The 20,952-nt window shown below is 72.3% G+C and carries 18 protein-coding genes; 8 read left to right on the top strand and 10 right to left on the bottom strand.

The features are described 5' to 3' along the window. The first annotated feature begins 84 nt into the window (after positions 1 to 84). Positions 85 to 894, top strand: a complete 810-nt coding sequence (locus tag ACIBCK_RS17290) for a class I SAM-dependent methyltransferase (RefSeq protein WP_399391017.1) — start codon at positions 85 to 87, stop codon at positions 892 to 894. 118 nt (positions 895 to 1,012) lie between these two features. Further along, positions 1,013 to 1,183, top strand: a complete 171-nt coding sequence (locus tag ACIBCK_RS17285) for a hydrophobic protein (protein ID WP_190080846.1) — start codon at positions 1,013 to 1,015, stop codon at positions 1,181 to 1,183. Positions 1,184 to 1,283: 100 nt separating this feature from the next. Here the strand turns inward: ACIBCK_RS17285 and ligD are convergent, their stop codons facing one another. Both ligD and ACIBCK_RS17275 read right to left on the bottom strand, forming a co-directional pair. Then, positions 1,284 to 2,210, bottom strand: coding sequence for a non-homologous end-joining DNA ligase (ligD, locus tag ACIBCK_RS17280; RefSeq protein ID WP_399391015.1), 927 nt, complete (start codon positions 2,208 to 2,210; stop codon positions 1,284 to 1,286). Positions 2,211 to 2,251: 41 nt separating this feature from the next. Continuing rightward, complete coding sequence (locus ACIBCK_RS17275) at positions 2,252 to 4,099, bottom strand: transketolase (RefSeq protein WP_399391013.1); 1,848 nt, start codon at positions 4,097 to 4,099, stop codon at positions 2,252 to 2,254. 331 nt (positions 4,100 to 4,430) lie between these two features. On the opposite strand from ACIBCK_RS17275, the gene ACIBCK_RS17270 reads away from it, so the two are divergent. The 6 genes from ACIBCK_RS17270 (at position 4,431) to ACIBCK_RS17245 (ending at position 10,112) form a co-directional block, all read left to right on the top strand. Next, the gene (locus ACIBCK_RS17270; protein WP_399391011.1) at positions 4,431 to 5,531 is read left to right on the top strand and encodes an enolase C-terminal domain-like protein; all 1,101 of its coding nucleotides are present in this window, start codon (positions 4,431 to 4,433) and stop codon (positions 5,529 to 5,531) included. Between the two features lie 28 nt (positions 5,532 to 5,559). Further along, positions 5,560 to 6,138, top strand: coding sequence for a hypothetical protein (locus ACIBCK_RS17265; protein WP_399391009.1), 579 nt, complete (start codon positions 5,560 to 5,562; stop codon positions 6,136 to 6,138). Positions 6,139 to 6,148: 10 nt separating this feature from the next. Further along, entirely contained in the window at positions 6,149 to 6,502 is a 354-nt protein-coding gene (locus tag ACIBCK_RS17260; protein WP_399391007.1) for a VOC family protein, read from the top strand. Positions 6,503 to 6,553: 51 nt separating this feature from the next. Further along, the gene (locus ACIBCK_RS17255; RefSeq protein WP_399391006.1) at positions 6,554 to 7,288 is read left to right on the top strand and encodes a GntR family transcriptional regulator; all 735 of its coding nucleotides are present in this window, start codon (positions 6,554 to 6,556) and stop codon (positions 7,286 to 7,288) included. A gap of 168 nt (positions 7,289 to 7,456) precedes the next feature. After that, positions 7,457 to 8,737 (top strand): amidohydrolase family protein, encoded by a 1,281-nt coding sequence (locus ACIBCK_RS17250; RefSeq protein ID WP_399391004.1) that lies wholly within the window; start codon positions 7,457 to 7,459, stop codon positions 8,735 to 8,737. 76 nt (positions 8,738 to 8,813) lie between these two features. Beyond that, on the top strand, positions 8,814 to 10,112 hold the full coding sequence (locus tag ACIBCK_RS17245; RefSeq protein ID WP_399391002.1) for an amidohydrolase family protein: 1,299 nt from the start codon (positions 8,814 to 8,816) through the stop codon (positions 10,110 to 10,112). Between the two features lie 53 nt (positions 10,113 to 10,165). On the opposite strand, the gene ACIBCK_RS17240 is transcribed toward ACIBCK_RS17245, so the two are convergent. From ACIBCK_RS17240 to ACIBCK_RS17205, 8 genes are all read right to left on the bottom strand, one after another. Beyond that, positions 10,166 to 12,145, bottom strand: a complete 1,980-nt coding sequence (locus tag ACIBCK_RS17240; RefSeq protein WP_399391000.1) for a DUF5107 domain-containing protein — start codon at positions 12,143 to 12,145, stop codon at positions 10,166 to 10,168. Positions 12,146 to 12,278: 133 nt separating this feature from the next. After that, positions 12,279 to 12,527: a DUF1049 domain-containing protein gene (locus ACIBCK_RS17235; RefSeq protein WP_399390998.1), complete on the bottom strand. Its 249-nt coding sequence runs from the start codon at positions 12,525 to 12,527 to the stop codon at positions 12,279 to 12,281. Between the two features lie 130 nt (positions 12,528 to 12,657). Beyond that, positions 12,658 to 14,391 (bottom strand): alpha/beta fold hydrolase, encoded by a 1,734-nt coding sequence (locus tag ACIBCK_RS17230; protein WP_399391520.1) that lies wholly within the window; start codon positions 14,389 to 14,391, stop codon positions 12,658 to 12,660. Positions 14,392 to 14,631: 240 nt separating this feature from the next. After that, the gene (locus ACIBCK_RS17225) at positions 14,632 to 15,555 is read right to left on the bottom strand and encodes an LD-carboxypeptidase (protein ID WP_399390996.1); all 924 of its coding nucleotides are present in this window, start codon (positions 15,553 to 15,555) and stop codon (positions 14,632 to 14,634) included. After that, positions 15,552 to 17,546: an LpqB family beta-propeller domain-containing protein gene (locus ACIBCK_RS17220; RefSeq protein ID WP_399391518.1), complete on the bottom strand. Its 1,995-nt coding sequence runs from the start codon at positions 17,544 to 17,546 to the stop codon at positions 15,552 to 15,554. Before ACIBCK_RS17220 ends, ACIBCK_RS17225 begins: the two co-directional genes overlap by 4 nt. Before the next feature lie 36 nt (positions 17,547 to 17,582). Continuing rightward, positions 17,583 to 18,941, bottom strand: a complete 1,359-nt coding sequence (locus tag ACIBCK_RS17215; RefSeq protein ID WP_399390994.1) for a M20/M25/M40 family metallo-hydrolase — start codon at positions 18,939 to 18,941, stop codon at positions 17,583 to 17,585. Beyond that, positions 18,934 to 19,767, bottom strand: coding sequence for a M55 family metallopeptidase (locus tag ACIBCK_RS17210; protein WP_367046361.1), 834 nt, complete (start codon positions 19,765 to 19,767; stop codon positions 18,934 to 18,936). Before ACIBCK_RS17210 ends, ACIBCK_RS17215 begins: the two co-directional genes overlap by 8 nt. An 89-nt stretch (positions 19,768 to 19,856) precedes the next feature. Next, entirely contained in the window at positions 19,857 to 20,876 is a 1,020-nt protein-coding gene (locus ACIBCK_RS17205) for a tellurite resistance/C4-dicarboxylate transporter family protein (RefSeq protein ID WP_399390992.1), read from the bottom strand. Positions 20,877 to 20,952 lie beyond the last annotated feature (76 nt).

Raw genomic sequence — 20,952 nt, 5'->3', positions numbered from 1 at the left:
ATACGCGGGTCTCATTATTCGACATGGCGGCGTAGCGTTCGATCCACCGCAGCGAGCGGCAGCGAACGCGAAGGAGTTCCCGTCATGCCGGAGGAGACCGCCGTCTACACGCACGGACACCACGAGTCCGTCCTGCGCTCCCACACCTGGCGGACCGCCGCCAACTCCGCCGCCTACCTCCTCGACGCGGTGCAGCCGCACATGCGGATCCTGGACATCGGCTGCGGCCCCGGCACCATCACCGCCGACCTGGCCGAACTCGTCCCCGATGGCCACGTCACGGGGGTCGACCACGCGCCCGGCATCCTGGACCGGGCCCGGACGACGGCGGCCGAACGCGGCCTGGAGAACGTGGAGTTCGCCGTCGCGGACGTGCACGCCCTGGACTACCCCGACGACTCCTTCTGCGTCGTGCACGCGCACCAGGTGCTCCAGCACGTCGGCGACCCGGTGCGCGCCCTGAGCGAGATGCGGCGCGTCTGCGCACCGGGCGGCATCGTCGCAGCCCGCGACGCGGACTACTCGGCGATGACCTGGTACCCGAACTCCCCCGCCATGGACGACTGGCTGGAGCTGTATCTGCGGGTGGCCCGCGCCAACGGCGGTGAGCCGGACGCGGGTCGCCGCCTCAAGTCCTGGGCCCTGGAAGCCGGGTTCAGCGACGTCACCGCGAGCGCGGGCACCTGGTGCTACAGCTCACCCGATGAGCGCGCCTGGTGGAGCGGGCTCTGGGCGGACCGCACGGTCGCCTCCGCCTACGCGGAACGAGCCGTGCGGGGCGGGCACGCCGACGCCGGGGAGCTGCGGACGATCGCCGACGCGTGGCGGGAGTGGGGCTCGCGTGACGACGGCTGGTTCACCGTGCTGCACGGCGAGATCCTCTGCCGCACGTGACGAGATCCTCCGCCGCGAGTGACGAGATCTTCCGCCCCGAATGAACTGACACAGGTTTGCGATTGGCCGCGTAGAGCGACCCTTTGGGGATACACGGAGCAGCAGGAGGTAAGACACTATGGTTCCTATTCTGCTGGTCCTTCTGCTGGCCCTGCTCCTCTTCGGCGCGGGGTTCGCCGTGAAGATCCTCTGGTGGATCGCCATCGCCGTGCTCGTCATCTGGCTGGTCGGGTTCCTGATGCGCAGCACGACGGCCAGTGGGACGAGGTCCCGCTGGTACCGGTGGTAGCCGCCCCACGGTGGTAGCCGCACTCGGAACCCGGAAGTCCATGAGCCCGCGGGCCCCCAGCCCGCGGGCTCGGCCGTGCCCGGGCCGACGAAGCTGTACCTCAGCCGCTCAGGGCGCGCAGCTTGCGGCGGGCCGGGCCGAGGGCGCGCCCGGACCGTAGGAGGCCTGCCCAGGGATCGGTGCGGGCCTGCTCGACGGCGTTCTCGATGGTCCAGCGGCGGGCGCCGAGCGCGGGGTCGTCGAGGTCGTCCCAGGCGACGGGCACGGCGACCGGCGCGCCGGGTCTGGCGCGGACCGAGAACGGGGCGACGGCGGTCTGCGCGTACGCGTTGCGCTGCACGTCGAGATAGAGGCGGTCGCCTCGGTCCTTCTTGCGGGCGGCCGTGGTGAGCTGCTCGGGATGGGCCTGGGCGAGGGTCTCGGCGACGTCCCCGGCGAAGGCGCGTACGTCGTCGAAGTCGTGGCGGCCGTTGAGGGGCACGATGACATGCAGTCCGCGCGAGCCCGTGGTCATCAGGGCGGACGGCAGGCCGACGTGGTCGAGCAGTTCGCCCAGGAGGCCCGCCGCCTCGCGGACGGGGCCGAAGTCGTCCTTGGCCGGGTCGAGGTCGAAGACGAGCCGGTCGGGATGGGCGATGCCGCCGGCGCCGACAGCGCGGGACGTCCAGCGGTGCAGCGTGAGGCAGGCCTGGTCGGCGAGGTAGAGGAGCGTGGCGGTGTCGTCGCACACCGTGTGGTGGACGGTGCCGCCCTCCTTGGCGACCTCGACGCGGGTGATCCACTCCGGGTAGTGGTCGGGGGTTTCCTTCTGCAGGAAGCGCGGCCCGTCGACGCCGTCCGGGTGCCGCTCCAGCATCAGGGGGCGACCGCGCAGGTGGGGCAGCATGAACGGAGCGACGGCCCGGTAGTAGTCCGCGAGGTCGCCTTTCGTCAGGCCCGTTCCGTCGCCGGCCGGGAAGAGGACCTTGTCGGGACGGTGCAGTTGTACGGTGCGACGCCCCGCCCGCAGCGTTCGTGCGCTGGTCATGTGGGGTTCCTTTCCTGCGGCTCTCGGGGGGGGGTACGGGGTCAGCGCACGACCGCCTGCTCCACGAGCAGCCGTGCGGCCGCAGCGATGGACTCGGCGTCGATGCCGGCGTCGTGCAGCTGCTCGTCGGGGGACGCCGAGCCCGGCATCGTGTTCACCGCGAGCCGCACCAGGCGTGGCACAGGGCCGCCGTCGGCGAAGGCCTCGGCCACGGCGTCCCCGATGCCGCCCTCCGGCCGGTGGTCCTCGACGGTGAGCAGGCAGCCGGTGCGTTCCGCGGCCTCGCGCAGGGTGGCGCGGTCGACGGGCTTGACCGAGTACAGGTCGATGACGCGCACCTGGATGCCCTCGCGGTCGAGGAACTCGGCGGCGGTCAGCGCCTCGTGCACGGTCACGCCCGCCGCGACCAGCGTGAGCCGGTCGGCGTCGGAGGAGCGCAGGACCTTGGAGCCGCCCACGGGGAACTCCTCGCCCGGCCCGTAGATGACCGGCGCGTCGCCGCGTGACGTACGCAGGTACCGCACGCCGTCCAGGTCCGCCATCCGCGCGACGAGCTTGCCGGTCTGGTGGGCGTCGCACGGATACAGGACCGTCGAACCGTGTACGGCGCGGAACATCGCCAGGTCTTCGAGGCCCATCTGGGACGGCCCGTCCTGGCCGATGGCCACCCCCGCGTGCGATCCGACGATGTTGATGCCGGCGCCGCTGACCGCCGCCATCCGCACGAAGTCGTGGGCCCGGGTGAGGAACGCGGCGAACGTCGACGCGTACGGCACCCAGCCGCGCACCGCCAACCCCACGGCTGCGGCGACGAGTTGCTGCTCGGCGATGTAGCACTCGAAATAGCGGTCGGGGTGTTCCTTGGCGAAGTACTCGGTGCGCGTGGAGTCGCCGACCTCCCCGTCGAGTGCCACGACGTCGCCGCGTGCGGTGCCGAGCGCGGTCAGCGCCTGGCCGAAGGCGGTGCGGGTGGCGACGGCTTCGCCCACCTCGTGGCGCGGCAGCTCCAGATGGCCGCTGCGCGTCGCGTGCAGCGCCCGCGCGGCGGCGGGCTTGCGCACCTCGACGTGTACGTCGCGGACGCCGCCCAGCTCCTCGATCGCCGCTTCCGCGCCCGGCAGCGGTTTGCCGTGCAGGCCCTCGCGGTCCTCAGCGGCGGCGACGCCCTTGCCCTTGACGGTGCGGGCGAGGACGACCGTGGGCTGCCGTGTGGTGGAGCGGGCCTCCTGGAAGGCGCGGTCGACGTCCTCCAGGTCGTGGCCGTCAACCTCGACGACATGCCAGCCGAAGGCGGCGAAGCGGCGTGCGTAGGCGTCGAGATCCCAGGCGTGACGGGTGGGGCCGCGCTGCCCGAGGCGGTTGACGTCGACGACGGCCGTCAGATTGTCCAGCTGCTCATATCCCGCGTGTTCGACGGCCTCCCACACCGAGCCCTCCGCGAGCTCGCTGTCGCCGCACAGCACCCAGACCCGGTAAGGAATCCGGTCGAGCCGCTTGCCCGAAAGGGCCATGCCGACGCCGATGGGAAGCCCCTGGCCGAGGGACCCGGTGGCCACCTCGACCCACGGGATGCGGCGCGGCGTCGGGTGCCCTTCGAGGCGGCTGCCCTGTTCGCGGAAGGTCAGCAGCTCGCTGTCGGTGACGACACCCGCCGCCTTGTAGGCCGCGTACAGGAGGGGCGAGGCGTGCCCCTTGGAGAGGATGAAGCGGTCGTTGCCGGGATGGTCGGGGCGGTCGAAGTCGTAGCGCAGATGGTGCGCCAGGAGCACCGCCATCAAGTCGGCGGCGGACATCGACGACGTGGGGTGCCCGGAGCCCGCGGCGTCCGCGGCGCGGACGGAGTCGACCCGCAACTGCCGGGCGAGTGGGGCGAGTTCGCTGGTGGTCATGGGGGCCCTCCTTGGTCCTGGTGCGTTCGGCTCCGGCGGTCCGCCGGTCGCGCGGGCCGTCGGTTCCTGGCGCGCCCGGCCTTCCGACGACCCTGGCACGCGGGCCCTTCGGGTTGCCCTTGCGAACCGCCGCCAAACACGGCCGCCAACACCGCCGTCACACGCCGCCGTCAACACCGGGGAGACGCGGGGCCGGATCCGGCGCCGGCCCGGTTTGCCCGGCGGGCTTCTGGATACCCGCACCGAGCGCCGTCGCAGGTGTGGGGGGGGTTTCGAGTCGACCCCGCCCCGCTCCGCGCCCCCACCCCGCACGTCATCCAGGACGGTCCCGATGAAGGACGCAGTGCGCATCGAAAGCCCCGCCTTGTCCGCCTACTCGGTCCCCGCGGACGCCCCGGAGGCGGACGGCACCTTCGCGTGGGAGAGCACGACCATCGTGATCGTCGAGATCACCGCGGGCGACGCGACGGGGACGGGCTGGACCTACGGTCCCGCGTCCACCGTCGCCCTGCTGGCCGAGCAGCTCGCGCCGGTCGTCACCGGCATGGACGCCCTCGACATCCCCGCGGCCCACACGGCGATGACGAAGGCGGTCCGCAACACCGGCCGCCCCGGAGCCGCGTCCGGCGCGGTCTCGGCGATCGACATCGCCCTGTGGGACCTGAAGGCGCGCCTCCTGGAGATCCCGCTCGTACGCCTCCTGGGCGCGGCCCGCGACGAGGTCCCCGTCTACGGGAGCGGCGGCTTCACGACGTACCACGACACGCATCTGGCGGCGCAGCTGAACGGCTGGGTGCACGGTCAGGGCATCCCCCGCGTCAAGATCAAGGTCGGCGAGGCCTGGGGTCGGGCCGCGGCCCGCGACGTGCTGCGGGTGCGCACCGCGCGTGACGTCATCGGCTCGCAGGCCGAGTTGTACGTCGACGCGAGCGGCGGCTACACCCGCAAGCAGGCGATACGGGTGGGCCGGGTGCTCGCCGAGCACGGTGTGGGCTGGTTCGAGGAGCCGGTCCCGTCGGACGACCTGCGGGGGCTCGCGCTGGTGCGGGACGCGCTGGTCTGTGACGTGGCGGCCGGCGCGTACGGCTACGACCTCGCGTACTTCGCACGGATGATCCCTTCCGTGGACTGCCTGCAGCTGGACGCGACGCGCTGCGGCGGTCTGACCGAATGGCTGCGCGCCGCGGCCCTCGCGCAGGCGCACGGCATCGAGGTCTCGGCCCGCTGCTCCCCGCACGCGCATGCCGCGGTGGCCGCGTGCGTACCGAATCTGCGGCACATCGAGTGGCTGCACGACCATGTGCGGATCGAGTCGATGTTCTTCGACGGCGCCCTCGACCCGACGGGCGGCCACGTCCGCCCCGACGGCGGCGTCGGCCACGGCCTGGAACTGCGGCGCACGGAGGAGGTCGAGGAGTACCGGGTCGCGTGAGTACGCCCCGCCCTGCCAGGCTCGGCACATGGGAGAGCGAATGACCGAGGCCCTGCTCATCGGCGGCCGTTCCGGGGCGGGCAAGTCCTCGGTCGGCTGGGAGGTCGCGGCGCTGCTGCGAGCGGCCGACGTGGGGCACGCGTACATCGAGGGCGATGTCCTGGACGCGGTCCATCCGGCGCCGGAAGGCGATCCGCACCGCTCCGGGATCACCGAGCGCAATCTCGCGGCTCTCTGGGCGAACTACACGGCCCTCGGCTGCCGTCGTCTCGTCTACACGAACACGGCGAGTGTCCTGGCCAGTGAGGAGTGGCTGTTCACCAGTGCCCTGCGCGGCCCGCGCATCATCCGTGTGCTTCTCACGGCGTCGGACGCCACCGTCGAGGAGCGGCTGAGGGCGCGTGAACGGGGCTCGGAGCTCGAACAGCAGCTGCGCCGCAGCGCGTTGATGGCCCGACGCCTGGAGGAGGACGCGGCCGACGGCACCCGCCGGGTGGCGACGGACGGACGGCGCGTCCAGGACATCGCGGCCGATGTGGTGGCCGCCACGGGCTGGAACTCCCGGAAGTCCCCCGAAACGATCTCGCGCGGCGGCCGGGCCAACTAGGCTCGCCCGTATGGAGATCCTGGGAGCCACGCTGCGTATCTGCGTCGAGGACCTGGAGTCCTCGGTCGCCTTCTACGAACGCCTCGCGGGCAACACCGCGCAGCGTTTCGAGCGAGAGGGCGTCTCGGTCGCGGCGGTCGGCTGCTTTCTGTTGATGAGCGGGCCCGAGCATGAGCTGGAGATCCTCCGGAAGGTCTCGGCGACGATCGCGGTGCCGGACGTCGACGAGGCGTACTCCGTCCTGAACGCGTCGGGTGCCCGGGTCATCGCGGGCCCCGTCCCTACGCCGGTGGGCCGCAACCTCATCGCGGTGCACCCGGACGGCACGGTCTTCGAGTACGCGGACCGGCGCCCCGCGACCTGACCGGTCTGCCCGTATCCTCCACGGCAGACGGCCGAACGGAGGACGGTGCACGTGGCGGGCAGTACGGCGGACGGTACAGCGGGCAGTACGGCGGGCGGCACGGAGCGGGTTTCGCTGAGCGCCCAGGCCCGCGAGGCCGTCCGGCAGCGCATCGTGGACCGCCGCTACCCGCTGGGCTCCCGGCTCGTGGAGCGTGAGGTCGCCGAGGAGCTGCGGATGTCGCGGGTCCCCGTACGGGAGGCGATGCGCGCGCTGGTCGCGGAGGGCCTGCTCGAACTCCTGCCGCACAGCGGGGTGCGGGTGCGCCGCCTGGAACGTTCCGATGTGCGGCACCTGTACGAGGTGTGGGAGCCGCTCGCGGTCCAGGCGTCCCGGCTTGCGGCGCGCCGCGTGGCACGGAGCGCGCCGGACGAGCCGCCGGGTCTCGACGCGCTGCGGGCCACACTCCACCAGGCCGAGCAGGCGTCGGACGTGGACGACGGACCGCGCGAGGTCGCGGCGCACACGGCCTTCCACGAGGGCATCGTGACCCTCTCCGGCAATCCCCTCCTGGCCCGCACGATGGAGCAGCTCAGCTGGCAGCTCCAGCTCCTGTTCGGCATGCGCGCCGAGCCGGACCACATGCGGGCCCAGCACGACCTCATCTACCGCCAGATCGCGTCGGGCGACGAGGAGACGGCGGCGGCGAGCACGCTGCTCCATGTGCGGGACAGCCAGGCGGTGGCGCTGCGGTCGCTCTTCGAAGAGAACGGCGAGCGCGGCGAGCGCGGCGACAGCGACGCCTGACGGAGAGATCCGCGAGGACTCTGTATACCAAGCTTCTACATCAGCCCACGCCCACAGGCCTCACCTTGCCCATACCTCCACATTTCTCCGCCACTCCTTGCGGGCCACTCCAGCTTGGTATACAAACTGCGGACGCGTTCCCTCCGTAACCCGTCCTGGAGCAGCCTCATGTGCGTCGAGTCCATCCCTCCGCCCTCCTCCCGGCTCACCCGGCGCGGTGTCCTCGCGGGGGCCGCCGCGCTCGCCGGGACCACCGCCGTGCTGACCGCCGCCGCGCCCAGGGCGGACGCCACGGCAGCGAGCGAGGAGCGGCGGCCGGCCGGCGGCGATCTGGTCATCGAGGGCGGCACCCTCCTCGACCCCGCGACCGGTGAGGTGACCGAGGACGCGGTGGTCGTCATCGTGGACGGAGTCGTGCGCTCGGCGGGTGAGCGCGGGAGCGCCGCGGTGCCCGAAGGGGCCGAGGTGCTCGACGCACACGGACGCTGGATCCTGCCAGGTCTCGTCGAGGCGCACATCCACCTCAACACCGCGGCCGAGGCGCGCGACGCGGTTCAGTACGGGGCGACCAGCGCGCGCAGCGGCTCGACCAACTTCTACCAGGACATCGCCGTACGGGAGCTGGCCCGCCAGGCTCCGGAGCAGGCGCCGAGGCTGCGCGCCGCCGGTGTCTTCGTCACGCCCGACCTGGGCGACACGGTCCTCGCCGACCCGGATCTCACCCCGCTGGCCAGGCTCCGGGGCGGCGTGCGCTCGCCCGAGGCGCTGCGCCGCGTCGTCGAGGTCAACATCGCCCGGGGCGCCGACGTCATCAAGACCCGGGTCAACGAGCGCGCCGGGCTGCCGGAGCAGGATCCGCTGGCCCAGGTGTACGACCGCGAGCAGCTGTCCGCCGTGGTCGCGGCCGCCCGGCGCGGCGGCAAGGGCGTGCTCTGCCACAGCTACAGCGAGAAGGGCTGCCACGACGCCGTCATGGCGGGCGTCCGCTCCCTCGAACACGGGGCGTTCGTCGGCGAGCGCACGCTGCACGAGATGCGGCGCAGGGGCACGTACTTCACTCCGACCCTCACCGCGATCGCCGGGCTCGCCGATTCGCCGGACCCCGTGCTCGCGGAGCGCGGCCGCCAGTACCTGCCGGCCTTGAAGCGTGCTGTGCTCGCCGCGCACGAGCTGGGTGTGCCGCTGGCCGCGGGCACGGACTCATCCGGCGGGAAGATCAAGCCCATCGGCCGTGAGGTGGAGCTCATGCGGGCTGCCGGGCTCTCCGCGCTCGACGCGATCCGCACGGCCACCACCGGCGCGGCGAAGCTCCTCGGCCTCGACCGCACGGCGGGCCGCCTGGCGCGCGGCTTCGCCGGTGACGTGCTCCTCGTGGACGGCGACCCGCTGGCCGACGTGACGGTCCTCAAGAAGCCCGTACGCGTGGTCCGTTCGGGCTTCGCGCTCTGAACTGCCCCGCGCCACATCGAATTTCCCGCGCGCCACACCTCTTGCCCGCGCACCACACCTCTTGAAGGAGACCCCCATGACGCCTCTCTCCCGTCGCGGCGTACTCGGCGCCGCCGCCGCGTTCGCGGGCACCGGAGCCGCCGTGTCGGCCGGTTCCCCGGCCACCGCATCGTCCCGCGGCAGCGGCGGTCGCCGCCCCAAGGCCGTGGTGTTCCGCGATGTCCGCCCCTTCGGCGCGAAGACGCCCGTGGACCTCACGGTCGTCGACGGCCGGATCACGGACGGCCGGGCGCCCAAGGGTGCCAAGGTGATCGACGGTGGTGGCCGGGTCGCCCTGCCCTCGCTCGTCGACGCCCACATCCACCCGGACAAGACGACGTGGGGCGGCGACTGGGTCACGCGGAAGCCCGCGAGCGGCATCGCCGACTACTGCGCCCAGGACGTGGAGATCTTCAAGAGCCAGTCACGGCCGGTCGGCGAGCGCGCCTACGGTCTGATGGCGCACGCCGTGACCCGCGGCACCCGCGCGATGCGCGCCCACGTGGACGTGGCGCCCGCCTACGACCTGGCCGGCGTCGAAGGCGTGAACGCGGCCCGTGAGCGGCTGCGGGACGCCCTGGACGTGCAGATCGTGGCGTTCCCGCAGCACGGCGTGGTCCGGACCCCGGGCACGGCGGAGCTCCTGGAGGAAGCGGCCCGCTCCGGCGCGATCGACCTCGTCGGCGGCATCGACCCGATCAGCTTCGACCACGCGATGGACGAACAGCTCGACCTGGTCTTCGGCCTCGCGGACCGCCACGGGGTCGGCGTGGACATCCACCTCCACGACCGCGACGAGAAGGGTACGAAGGTGCTGCGGGCCATCATCGACCGCACCCGCGCGCTCTCGCTGCGCGGCAAGGTCACGGTCAGCCACGTCTTCTGCCTGCCGAACCTCTCCGACACCGAACTGGGCCGAATGGCGGCCGACTTGGGCGAGCAGGACATCTCCCTGACCACCGTCGCGCCGAACGAGTCGCTGGTCCTGCCGATCGCGAAGCTGCGCGAGCACGGGGTGCGGGTGGGGCTCGGCTCGGACGGGGTGCGTGACGCGTGGAGCCCGTTCGGCAACGCCGACATGCTGCACCGTGCGCACATCCTCGGCTGGGTCACCGACGTCCGCCTCGACGCCGAGCTCGCCGACTGCTACAACGTGGGCGCGCACGGCGGCGCCGACGTGATGGGCCTCGACCACGCGGACCTGAAGCCCGGCGCCCCGGCCGACTTCATCCTCGTGCGCGGGGAGTGCCTGCCGCAGGTCCTGGTGGACATGCCGCAGCGGGACATGGTGGTGCACGGCGGTCATGTCGTAGCCAGGAACGGTGAGTTGGCGTAACCAGGACGTGTGCGTGGGGGGCGGGCGACTGCCCCCGCCCCCCACGGGGGTCTTCACTCCCCCGAAGCGGCCCGCATCCGGTAGTCGTACCGAGCCGGCAGCGGGTCGTCGCTCACCGCGTGCCAGAGCTCGCCGAGAATCTCGGCGCCTTCGCGCAGGTCGGCCACCTCGAAACCCTCGTCGAATATCGCCCGCGCCCGCGTCTTCTCCCCCTCCGCGACGAGCAGTTGGACTTCCACCAGACGGAAGCGGCCCTCGGCCCGCGTCTCGGGACGCAGGCGCTCCCACACTCCGCGCGCCACCGCCGTCCGCCCGGCCGCGAGCAGAACGGCTATCGCCTCCCTGCCGAGGGCGGCGCCCGCGGACGTCCACAGGACACCGTCGTCGCGCCGCTCCTGACACAGGTCGTCGAAGGCTTCCGCGTACCGGTCGGCGGCGCGCTCGAAGTGGCCCGCGTCCTGATCGGCGACCGCGAGACACCGGAGGAACGGCCAGCGGGACGGGGCGAGTTCGAGGCCGCGCTCCCAGCTGCGCACCGCCTGGGCCAGGTCGCCCGCGTGCCACTGGGCCACACCCAGGTGGTACTCGGCCACCGGCCGCGCGGGCGCCGTCTCCAGCATGTCCCGCCAGTGCCGGGCCACCAGGGTCGGCCCCGGCGGCGCCACGCGGCGCGGCTCGGGGACGGCGCCGGAGTGCAACAGCTCGAGCCACGGCTCCTGTTCGGGGCCGAGCGTCGACTCCGCGAACGGCGTGCCCGGCAACTTGTGGCCCGCACGCAGGACTTCGAGCGCGCCCCACCCGGACCCGGTGGACAGGACCTCACCGGGCTCGGTGTCCGCGCACGGCCGCCAGGCGTCGTACGCCTCCTCCACGGCACCGCGCGGCAGCGCGTCCGCGAGCCGCACCTGGACCTCCTCGCGCGCGGCCCGCCAGTCCGAACCGTGCACCGAGGCCGGGTCCGCCGACAGTGGCCCGTACGACTCCAGCCAGGCGAACTCGCCCTCCGCGTCGAGGCGTACGTGCTCCAGCTGGGTCCGCGCCAGGCCCGCCTGGATCTCCGCGTACCCACCGGTGCCCGGCTCCGTCAGCCACTCCTGCCAGCGCCGGCCGCCCGCGCCCGAACCCCACACGAAGAGCTTGCGGCCACGCAGCAGGTCGGTCGACGTCTGGACGAGGCCGTGCCCGTCGTCGTCGAGCGCGGCGATCCACCGGCGCGTGCGGTCCGGTACGTCGTAGAAGTAGTCGGCGGCGTACTCGCTGCGCGGCGGATAGGTCCGGTCCACCCCGTCGGTCTCCGGCACCGGAACCTTGCGCAGCACGCCCGAGTAGCCGAAGTGCCAGGCCTCCTCGGCCGGGGCGAGGACGCGGTGCTCCTCGGGCACTGCGATGTTGGACCACCAATAGACCGGCACCGCCTTTTCGTGTGGGTTGCGGACCCGCACGCCGACGTGGAGGAAGTCGGAGCCTTCGGGCAGCCACAGGTCCACCTGGAACGGCACGTCCCGCAGCCGCTCCCACTCCCACAGGCGCAGCATCTCGCCGCCGTCGGGCGCCGTCACGCGCGCGGCGTGCAGGGGCGCGCAGGACAGGGTCGTATGGCCGGTGGCGCCGATGTTCCACTCGATGCCGCCGGAGAACCAGGCGCCGTTGAGCGCGAAGGCGGCGGGCTGCAACACCGGGTTGCGGTAGAGGAGTTCACGGCCGGTCGGCTTGTGGAAGAGGGAGTGGACACGGCCGCCGTAGCCCGGCAGGACGGTGGCGCGCAGCCGGTCGTTCTCGATGACCAGGCTGTCGAGCGCCGTGTCGGTCCGCTCGCGTCCGTACCCGTCGAGCACCCGCGTCGGCAGGACACCGCGCAACGGCGCATACCCCAGCTGCCGCGCCATGTCGCGCGGCAGCCCCTCTCTGCCGCGCTCGTCCAGCGTGTGCACCTCACGGAGCGGCCGCAACGGCGGCAGCGGATTCTCGGGGCCCAACGGGGCCGCGGGCAGCGTCAGTACGTCACGTCGCACGGTGGTCGTCACGATCACCATGGAACACGCTCGACGCCGTCCCGACCAGGGGCTATCGCGATCAGAATTACGCAAAGACACGCGCCGGCCCCACGGTTCGGCTATTCCGCGGCGGTCAGCGCCCAGCGCTCGCCGGCCGGCCCGTGCCCCGTCCTCACTTCCGTCGCCGCATGAAGTACGCCCCGCACAGCGCGCCGATCAGGCCCGTGCCGAGGAGTGCCACCCACAGGGGCATCGGCACCTCGGGGATCAGGAGTCTGATCTTGGTGTGGCGGGTGTTCTCGAAGATGAAGACCAGGGTGAGGGCGGCGATCACGAGGACGGCGATCCTGCCGGGCGTCATGACGCCTCCGCGGCCGCCCGAGCCGCCCTGCGCGCCGCCCGTGGAGCTGCTGGGACTCATACGTGGACCTTCCCTCGGAGCTTCGACCGGCCTCCCCCGGTCCAGCATGGGCAGCTGGACCGGTTTGCGCGCGGTGGATGCCCCGCCGGGGGCGGGGGCGGGGGCCGTACGGGTGAGCCCGGATGCCCGGTCAGCCCACCACGGGCAGCTCGATCACCCCGGTGTCCTCGGGGGCGCTGGTGACCGTCACCGGCTTCACTCCCCTGTTGCCCCCGTACGCGTCGTCGCTCGCCGCCACCACGAACTGCAGCTTGTGCCCCGCCTCGTACCGGTGCACGATCCCCGGCAGCGACACGGTGAACGGCTTCGTCACGTCCGGCACGCGCACCGGCGCCACCAGCCGGCGCACCAGCGTCTTCTTGCCGTCGGGCGCGACGTCGTACAGCTTCGCGAAGAGGACGAGCTTGTCGGCCGCGTCACCGGAGTTCTGCACCCGCTCGGTCCTCGGCGAGACGACCTTGAGGGTGGCCTTCGCGGAGCCCACCATGTCCGTGGCGGCGGTCAGCGGCTGGGTCGTCCAGTCGAGGTAGGTGCCCTTGGTGTCGCGCGGTGCGGGGTCGGGCAGGCCGATCAGACCGGCGAGGGAACTCTCGGAGTGGCTGGTGGGGATCAGCCAGTTGCGGTACTCACGGCTGCCGCGCGCGACCTTCTTGCGGGCGTCCACGAGCTTGCCGTCCCCCGACAGATACAGCTTCTGGCTGAGGGCGGGCACCTTCGACGCGGTCGCGTAGGAGCCGTTCGGTCCGCTGCCGGCCGGGACCCAGTCCTGGTGGTAGGCGAAGGCGGGGCCGGTGTCGGCACCCTTGTTCTGCCGGAGGTAGCGGTCGAACCACGACAGGACGCGCTTGCCGACGTAGCTGGTCTCCAAGTTGCCCTCGGAAAGGTTGAGTTCACCGGACGCCGCGTCGGCCAGGCCGCCGCTGTGGCCCCCGGACTGCCAGATCATCTTCGTCGTGGTGCCCTGCGCCTTGAGCGTCTCGTACGTCGCCTGCGCCTCGTTGAGGTTGAAGAGGCTGTCGGTCTGGCCCTGGATCAGCAGGGTGGGCGTCTTGACCTGGGGCAGGTACGAGACGGGCGAGACGCTGCGCGCGTACTCCTGGAGGGCCTTGGTCTTGTCGGCGGGATAGCGGCCCGAGTTGAGCGTACGGATCGTCTCGCAGGCCTTGGTGACGAAGTGCAGGCAGGTGAGGGAGTTGATGCGGGAGGGATCGAGGCTCGGTTCGAGGAGCGGCTGCCCCTCGCCGATGAGGTAGAAGCCGTTCATCCACTGCCACTTGGCTGCGCCGGGCACGCTGCGGTCGGACGCGTTGTTGGGGTCGAGCGAGTAACCCAGGTCGTTCCAGGTGATCATCGGTACGAGGGCGTCGACCCGGTGGTCCACCGCGGCCGTCGCCAGCTGGATCGCTCCGCCGTAGGAGCCGCCGATCATGCCGACGCGTGGATCGGCCCCGGCATCCTTGGCGACGTAGTCGACCGTCGTGCCGTCGTCGGCCGCCCGCTTGCCCGTGAGGAAGTCGACGAGTCCGGATGCCGCCTTGCCGTCGATCTTCGGGTCGTCGAGGGAGATCAGACAGCCGGACTTGCCGAAGCCGAGCCCGGAGTAGACGAGTCCGACATAGCCGCGCTCGGCGAAGGCCTTGCCGGTGGCCGCCGTCCCGCCGTCCGACTTGCTGCCGCCGAAGCCGTTCGTGCTCATGACGGCGGGCGCGGGGTGCGCGGCGTCCACTCCGGCGGGGCGGTAGAGGTCCGCGTCGACGGTGCAGTTCCTGCCGCCCGCCTCGACCGTGAACTTCAGCGGGGTCACGGTGAATTGACCGGTGGCACTCGCGGGCGCGGGCACCGCGACGGCCAGGGGCGCGGCCAGCGCGGCGCCGACGGCGAGGGCGAGCGGCGCGCGGGAGCGGGAGCGGGAGCGGGCACGACGGGGTGCGGTACGACGGGACACGAGACCTCCACGCTGAGGACGGCCGACAGCCGACTACCGACCGGTAAGTAACCGGCCAGGATCATGCTGTGACACGTGTCAGGTGCGGGTCAACGCTCGTGACAGGAGTTTCTCGGCAGGAATTGACGGAAATTCAGCGCTGACCGCGGGAGCGCGGCCTCACATCAGCGCGGGTTCGTCGAGCGTCAACGTCCCTGCCCCCGCGTCGAGTTCACCCGCCACCCCGAACGGAATCGTCAGCGCCCCGTCGCAGTGCCCGAACCCGAACTCCTCGACGACGGGCACCCCGAGGCCGCCGAGCCGGTCGAGCAGCAGCGCCCGCACCGTGTCGTACGGATCGCAGTCCACCCACGAGCCGAGCGCCACCCCGCGCACCCCCTCCAGCCACCCGGCGCGCAGCAGCTGCGTGACGTAGCGGTCGATGCGGTACGCCTCCTCGCCTGTGTCCTCCAGGAACAGCAGCCCACCCCGCGCCGACGCACGCACCTCAGGGGCGCCGACGTCCGCAGCGAGCAGGGAGAGGCAGCCGCCGAGGGTGACGCCCCGCGCGCGGCCGGGCACGAGCGCGGCCCCGCCCGACGCGATCACCTGGACCTGCTCGGGCGCGAAGAGCGTGGCCCTCAAGTGCTCCTGCGCGCGGGCGCTCTTGAGAAAGTCGAGGGCCGCCACCATCGGACCATGCAGCGTCGCGAGGCCCAACCGCGCCGCGAACGCCTCGTGCAGCGTGGTGATGTCGCTGTAGCCGACGAACACCTTGGGGCCCGCCGCCCGCATCGCCGCCCAGTCCAGCGATTCCACCATCCGCAGGGCCCCATAGCCGCCGCGCGCGCAGAGCACCGCGGAGACGGAGGGGTCGCACCACGCCTCCTGGAGGTCGCGGGCACGGTCGGCGTCCGTGCCCGCGAGATAGCCGAACTCCCCGTCCACGGACAGGACATGGGGCATGACGACCGGTTCCAGGTCCCAGCCGCGCAGGATGTCGAGGCCCGTCTGGAGTCGCTCCTCCGGAAGGGGACCGCTGGGCGCCACGACGGCGACCCGTGCACCGGGGGTGAGCCGCGCGGGACGCGTCAGGGACTTCACTTGGCGAGCTCCAAGGTGGGCGCGGCACCGGACAGCTTCAGGCGGAACACCTGGGCGTACAGGGAGAGTTCGGCCTCAAGGGCCCGTATCAGCGTGTCCGCGCGGCGGAACCCGTGCCCCTCGCCCTCGAAGGCGATGTAGGCGTGCGGCACACCGCGCCCCTGCAGTTCGGAGACGAAACGCTCGGCCTGTTCGGGCGGACAGATCACGTCGTCGAGCCCCTGGAGCAGCAGGAAGGGCACGGTGACCCGGTCCGCTTGTTCCGCGGGCGAACGCTCCACGTAGCGCGTGGGCACCTCGTCGAACGGCCCGATCAGCGAGTCCAGGTACCGCGACTCGAAGTCGTGGGTGCCGCCCGCGGCCCATTCGGTGAGGTCGAGCACGGGGTAGATGATCGTGCCGCAGGCGTACACGTCCGTCGTGGTCAGCGAGGCGGCCGTGGTCCAGCCGCCCGCGCTGCCGCCACGGATCGCGAGACGGTCGCGGTCGGCGGTGCCCTCGTCGGCCAGGGCCAGGGCGACCGCGGCGCAGTCCTCGACGTCGACGATGCCCCACTGTTCGCGCAGGCGGTTGCGGTACGCGCGGCCGTAGCCGGTCGAGCCGCCGTAGTTGACCTCGGCGACGCCGATGCCGCGCGAGGTGAAGTAGGCGATCTCCAGGTCCAGCACGAGAGGGGAGCGGTCCGTGGGCCCGCCGTGCACCCACACCACGTACGGCGGGAGTTCCTCGTCGGGAGCCATGCGGGCCGGGTGGTGCGGGGGGTAGACGTGCGCGTGGATCTCGCGGCCCGCCGGGCCGCTGAAGGTGCGGATGCGCGGCTCGGGGTAGAACGCGGTGTCCACCGGGTCGTCGTGCGCGGCGCCGATCACGCGGGCCCGGCCGGTGCTGGTGTCCAGCTCCACGACCTCGTACGCGCTGCGAGGGCTCGCCGCGACTCCGACGGCGCGGGTGCCGTTCACGGCGACGGCCGCACCCCACTCCGTCCACGGGCCGGCGGCGTCGACCACCTCGCCGGTCTCCGGGTCGAGTACGCCGAGCGCGGTGGCGCCCTTGCCGTGCACGACGGCGACGAGACCGCTGTCCAGGGGCGCGAACCAGCTGGATCCGACCTGCCACAGAGGGCCGCCGAACTCCTCCTCGCGCGGGCAGAGCGGTACTCCCGACGAGAAACTCCCGCCGTCGGACGCGTCACCGCGGTAGAGGTTCCACCATCCCGTGCGGTCGCTCGCGAAGAGGAGTCGCCCGTCAGGGGCCCACTCGACCTGCGCGATCGACTCCTCCGGGCCGCCCGCGAAGACCCGCGGGGCGCCGAACGTGCCGTTCGCACGGACCTCGGCGACCAGCAGCTCCGTGCCGTCCCACGGCATCCGGGGGTGGTCCCAGGCGATCCACGCCACGCGCGCACCGTCCGGTGAGAGGCGCGGCCCGGTGATGAACCGGTGCCGGTCGTCGGAGAGTTCACGCACCGCCGCGCGGTCACCGGCCGCCGAGCCGTCGAGCGGCACGGCGACGGCGACTCTGCGTACGTCGGTCGGCCCCTCCCCCGTGAACTCCTCCAGGACGCACCAGACCTCGCCCCGGTCCAGGTGCACGCACGGGTCGATGTACCGCAGGCCGCCGCCCACGTCGGAGAGCGGGGTCAGCGGGCGCGGCGCGGCTTGGGGAGTGTCGGGCGCATGCGCGTACAGGCGCTGGTCCGCGAAGTCGGCGAACACGACGAGCGGCCCGTCAGGTCCGACGGCCCCGGCCCAGGAACGCCCCCCGTACTCCATGACCCGGTTGCGCACGTTCCACGGCTCGGGCAGCACGGACTCCTCCGTGCCGTCCGGGCGCCGCCGCACCAGGGCGCGCCTGCCGCCTTCTGCGGGCCTCGGCTCGGTCCACCATGCCTCGTCCCCGACGAAGCCCACGTGCGCCGGGGAGCCGTCGTGGGCCGCGGCGAGCACCGCGTCGATGGGCGACGGCCATGATCCGTACGCCTGGGTCTCCATCATGTCCTTCTCTTCCCCCATGATCGGTTGTGTTCCCTAGGCCGTTCTCAGATAGCGGTCGAGCACACGGACTCCGAAGTGCAGGGCGTCGACGGGAACGCGCTCGTCGACTCCGTGGAAGAGCGCTTGGTAGTCGAAGCCCTCCGGTGTCCTCAGCGGCGAGAAGCCGTAGCCGGTGATGCCGAGTCGCGAGAACTGCTTGGCGTCCGTGCCGCCGGACATGCAGTACGGCACGACCCGCCCCTCGGGTGCGAACTCCTCGACGGCCGCCCGCATCTTCGCGTACGTCGACGAGCGGACCGGCGCCTGCAGCGCCACCTCACGGTGGTGGAACTCCCAGTCGACGTCCACTCCGGTGAGCCGGTCAAGAGTGGCGGCGAACTCTTCCTCGCCACCGGGCAGATACCGGCCGTCCACGTAGGCGACGGCCTCCCCGGGGATCACGTTGACCTTGTAACCGGCGTGCAGCATCGTCGGGTTGGCGCTGTTGCGGACGGTCGGCGCGACCAGGTCGGCGGCCCGGCCGAGCTTCAGCAGGAGCGCGTCCACGTCGAATCCGGGCACGTCCAGGTCGGCGTGTTCCCCGTACAGCGCGGCCAGTTCGTTCAGCGAGGCCCGGACCGTCGGTGTGAGCCGCACCGGCCAGCGGTGCTCCCCGATGCGGGAGATCGCGGCGGCCAGCTTGCTCACGGCGTTCTCGGGGTTCACCTTCGAGCCGTGGCCCGCCTTGCCGCGCGCGGTCAGCTTGAGCCAGCCGGTGCCGCGCTCCCCCGCCGCGATGGGGTAGAGCTGATTGCCGCGGCCGTCGTGGAAGGTGAAGGCACCCGACTCGCTGATGCCTTCCGTGCACCCCTCGAAGAGTGACGCGTGCTGATCGGCGAGGAAGCCGGACCCGTCCTCGGCGCTCGCCTCCTCGTCGGCGGTGAACGCGATCACGATGTCCCGCCGGGGCCGCACTCCCGCGCGCGCCCAGCCGCGCACCACGGAGAGGATCATCGCGTCCATGTTCTTCATGTCGATGGCGCCACGGCCCCATACGACGCCGTCGCGGACCTCCCCCGAGAAGGGGTCCACGCTCCAGTCCGCGGCCTCGGCCGGCACGACGTCCAGGTGACCGTGCACGAGGAGCGCGTCCGCCGAGGGGTCCGTGCCCTCGATGCGTGCGACCACGTTCGTGCGGCCCGGTGTCCGCTCCAGGAGCCTCGGTTCGAGCCCGGCTCCGGCGAGGCACTCGGCGGCGTACTCGGCGGCGGGCCGCTCGTGGCAGTCACCGCCGCCCCGATTGGTGGTGTCGATGCGGATGAGGTCGGAGGTGAACCGGACGACCTCGTCGAGCGCCTGCTCGTCGACGTGTCCGGTGGCCCGATGCCCCGGCTGTTCCTGCCCCTCAGCCATACTGCTCCTCCACGGCCGCCGACGCGATCGTCGTGACCGCCTTGAACGTACGAATGCCCTCGTACATGGTTTCGCTTGTGTATGCGATCTTCCGCTCGCCGGTGCGCCGCACGCCCGGCACCACGGTGGACGCCATCGACAGGTGCTCGGCATCGAACTCGAGCTCTACGGTGAAGGGTCCGCCCTGGACCGGCTCGTGCCGCACCGCGAGCGGCGCCGCCTCCTTCGCCGCGGCCCGGATGTCGGACGCGGTCCGCCGCGGGGTGCGGCAGACCGCCGCGTACCGCGACACGTGGTCCTTGACGGCGACCTTCAGCGCGCCGGGCGCATAGCCGAGAGCGTCCTCACAGGCCAGGTCGTCGCCGGTGACGAGGACGACGGGCACCCCGTACTCGGCGACGACATGGGAGTTCAGCAGCCCTTCGCTGGCCCGGTCGCCGTTGACCCACACTCCGGTGATCGAGTTGGCGAGGTAGGTGTGCGCGAGGACGCCCTCCATGCCGGCGCCCGCGTGGTAGCCGATGAAGGCGATGCCGTCCACGTCGTCGTGCTGGACGCCTTCGACCATGGAGAGGGACTTGTGCCGCCCGGTGAGCATCTCGGCCCGCTCGTCGAGGTTCTCGAGGAGCAGGTTGCGCATGGTCCAGTGCGCTTCGTTGATGAGCACCTCGTCGGCGCCCCCGTCGAAGAAGCCGAGCACGGCGGCGTTGACGTCCGAGGTGAACATCGAACGGCACCGCTCCCACTGCGGCGTACCGGGCAGCACGTCGGCCGGCCACGTGACGCCGGTGGCCCCCTCCATGTCTGCGCTGATCAGGATCTTCATGCGGCCTCACGCTACGCGTTCGTCAACTCCTGGACCAGATCCGTCGACACCCGCGTCGCGCGCCGGTCGCCAGAGGCTGCTGAAGGGGGTCACCGTGGCCGGCTGACGCCGGCCGAGATGGGCGGCTCGGTGGCGTCGTGCGTCGTGCGGACCGCGGCGACCGCCACCACGACCCAGACCGCGAGCGCTGCCCAGAGCAGCACCTTTCCGCAAGTCCAGAGCGCCGGAACGTCCGTGGCCGTGGCGGTGGACAGCGCGGCGACGGCGGTCATGCCGAGGGGGAAGACCGTGGCCCAGCGGCGTACGTCGTAGTGGAGGCGTGGCCACCGCAGTTCGCAGACGACGAGCAGCGCGTACCACGCGAAGGCGACGCCGAGCGCGACGAGGGTGATGACGCGCAGTGCGTCGTGGGCCGGGGTGGCCCAGCGCAGAACGCCGTCCGGCACGGCGGCGGCGACCAGCTTCGATCCGGCGAGGGCGGTGATGGCCATGGCGCCCGCGATGATCCACTGGTCGCCCCTGCCGGTGGCGAGCTGGCGGAAGTCGAAGCGCAGCAGCACCACCGCGTACAGGGCGACGCCGATGGCGAAGAGGACGAGGGCGGGCCACATCAGCCATGCCTGCCGGTCGGCGGTGGCCACGGTGGCGGCGAGGACGACGATGGCCTGGGTGGCCACGCACACCAGATAGGCGGCGCCCGGCACCTTGCTCTGCCAGTGGCGGATGACGTGGGACATCAGGACGGGCCAGAGCAGCACGCTGAGGCAGAGCAACGCCACGGACACCGGCTGGTGGCCGAGCAGGGACAGGCGGGTGCCGAGTACGGCGGTCGCGGCGACGGCGGTCAGGGCGGGCGCGGTGTCGGTCTCGCGGAGCCAGCGGTCCCGCTCGGTCAGCAGATGCGTGACGAAGACGGTGGCGAGGAACGCCCAGACCAGCACCGCGATCACGAGCAGCGCCAGCGATGCCCACTCCACGCCGAGCAGGTGCAGCCCGACGGAGAGTATGGCGGTGGCCATGACCACGGCTCCCGACGCCGGCGGCAGCCCGTCGGCCCAGCCGGCCCAGCGCGGGCGCGGGCTTCGGCTGCTGGCTGCATCGCTCGGCATGGCGCGACCCCATCGGCGTACGAGCCCCTGCCCGCGATCCTGACACGCCGGCGAGCCCCCGGCACGTCGGCGGACG

It is taken from the genome of Streptomyces sp. NPDC051218 (assembly GCF_044455475.1).
Lineage (GTDB): Bacteria > Actinomycetota > Actinomycetes > Streptomycetales > Streptomycetaceae > Streptomyces.
This window is presented reverse-complemented; position numbering and strand designations above follow the sequence as displayed.

Coding starts and splice junctions, on each gene's coding strand:
- ACIBCK_RS17290 (WP_399391017.1), top strand. CDS start 85: ATGCCGGAGGAGACCGCCGTCTACACGCACGGACACCACGAGTCCGTC.
- ACIBCK_RS17285 (WP_190080846.1), top strand. CDS start 1,013: ATGGTTCCTATTCTGCTGGTCCTTCTGCTGGCCCTGCTCCTCTTCGGC.
- ligD (WP_399391015.1), bottom strand. CDS start 2,210: ATGACCAGCGCACGAACGCTGCGGGCGGGGCGTCGCACCGTACAACTG.
- ACIBCK_RS17275 (WP_399391013.1), bottom strand. CDS start 4,099: ATGACCACCAGCGAACTCGCCCCACTCGCCCGGCAGTTGCGGGTCGAC.
- ACIBCK_RS17270 (WP_399391011.1), top strand. CDS start 4,431: ATGAAGGACGCAGTGCGCATCGAAAGCCCCGCCTTGTCCGCCTACTCG.
- ACIBCK_RS17265 (WP_399391009.1), top strand. CDS start 5,560: ATGGGAGAGCGAATGACCGAGGCCCTGCTCATCGGCGGCCGTTCCGGG.
- ACIBCK_RS17260 (WP_399391007.1), top strand. CDS start 6,149: ATGGAGATCCTGGGAGCCACGCTGCGTATCTGCGTCGAGGACCTGGAG.
- ACIBCK_RS17250 (WP_399391004.1), top strand. CDS start 7,457: ATGTGCGTCGAGTCCATCCCTCCGCCCTCCTCCCGGCTCACCCGGCGC.
- ACIBCK_RS17245 (WP_399391002.1), top strand. CDS start 8,814: ATGACGCCTCTCTCCCGTCGCGGCGTACTCGGCGCCGCCGCCGCGTTC.
- ACIBCK_RS17240 (WP_399391000.1), bottom strand. CDS start 12,145: ATGGTGATCGTGACGACCACCGTGCGACGTGACGTACTGACGCTGCCC.
- ACIBCK_RS17235 (WP_399390998.1), bottom strand. CDS start 12,527: ATGAGTCCCAGCAGCTCCACGGGCGGCGCGCAGGGCGGCTCGGGCGGC.
- ACIBCK_RS17220 (WP_399391518.1), bottom strand. CDS start 17,546: ATGGAGACCCAGGCGTACGGATCATGGCCGTCGCCCATCGACGCGGTG.
- ACIBCK_RS17215 (WP_399390994.1), bottom strand. CDS start 18,941: ATGGCTGAGGGGCAGGAACAGCCGGGGCATCGGGCCACCGGACACGTC.
- ACIBCK_RS17210 (WP_367046361.1), bottom strand. CDS start 19,767: ATGAAGATCCTGATCAGCGCAGACATGGAGGGGGCCACCGGCGTCACG.
- ACIBCK_RS17205 (WP_399390992.1), bottom strand. CDS start 20,876: ATGCCGAGCGATGCAGCCAGCAGCCGAAGCCCGCGCCCGCGCTGGGCC.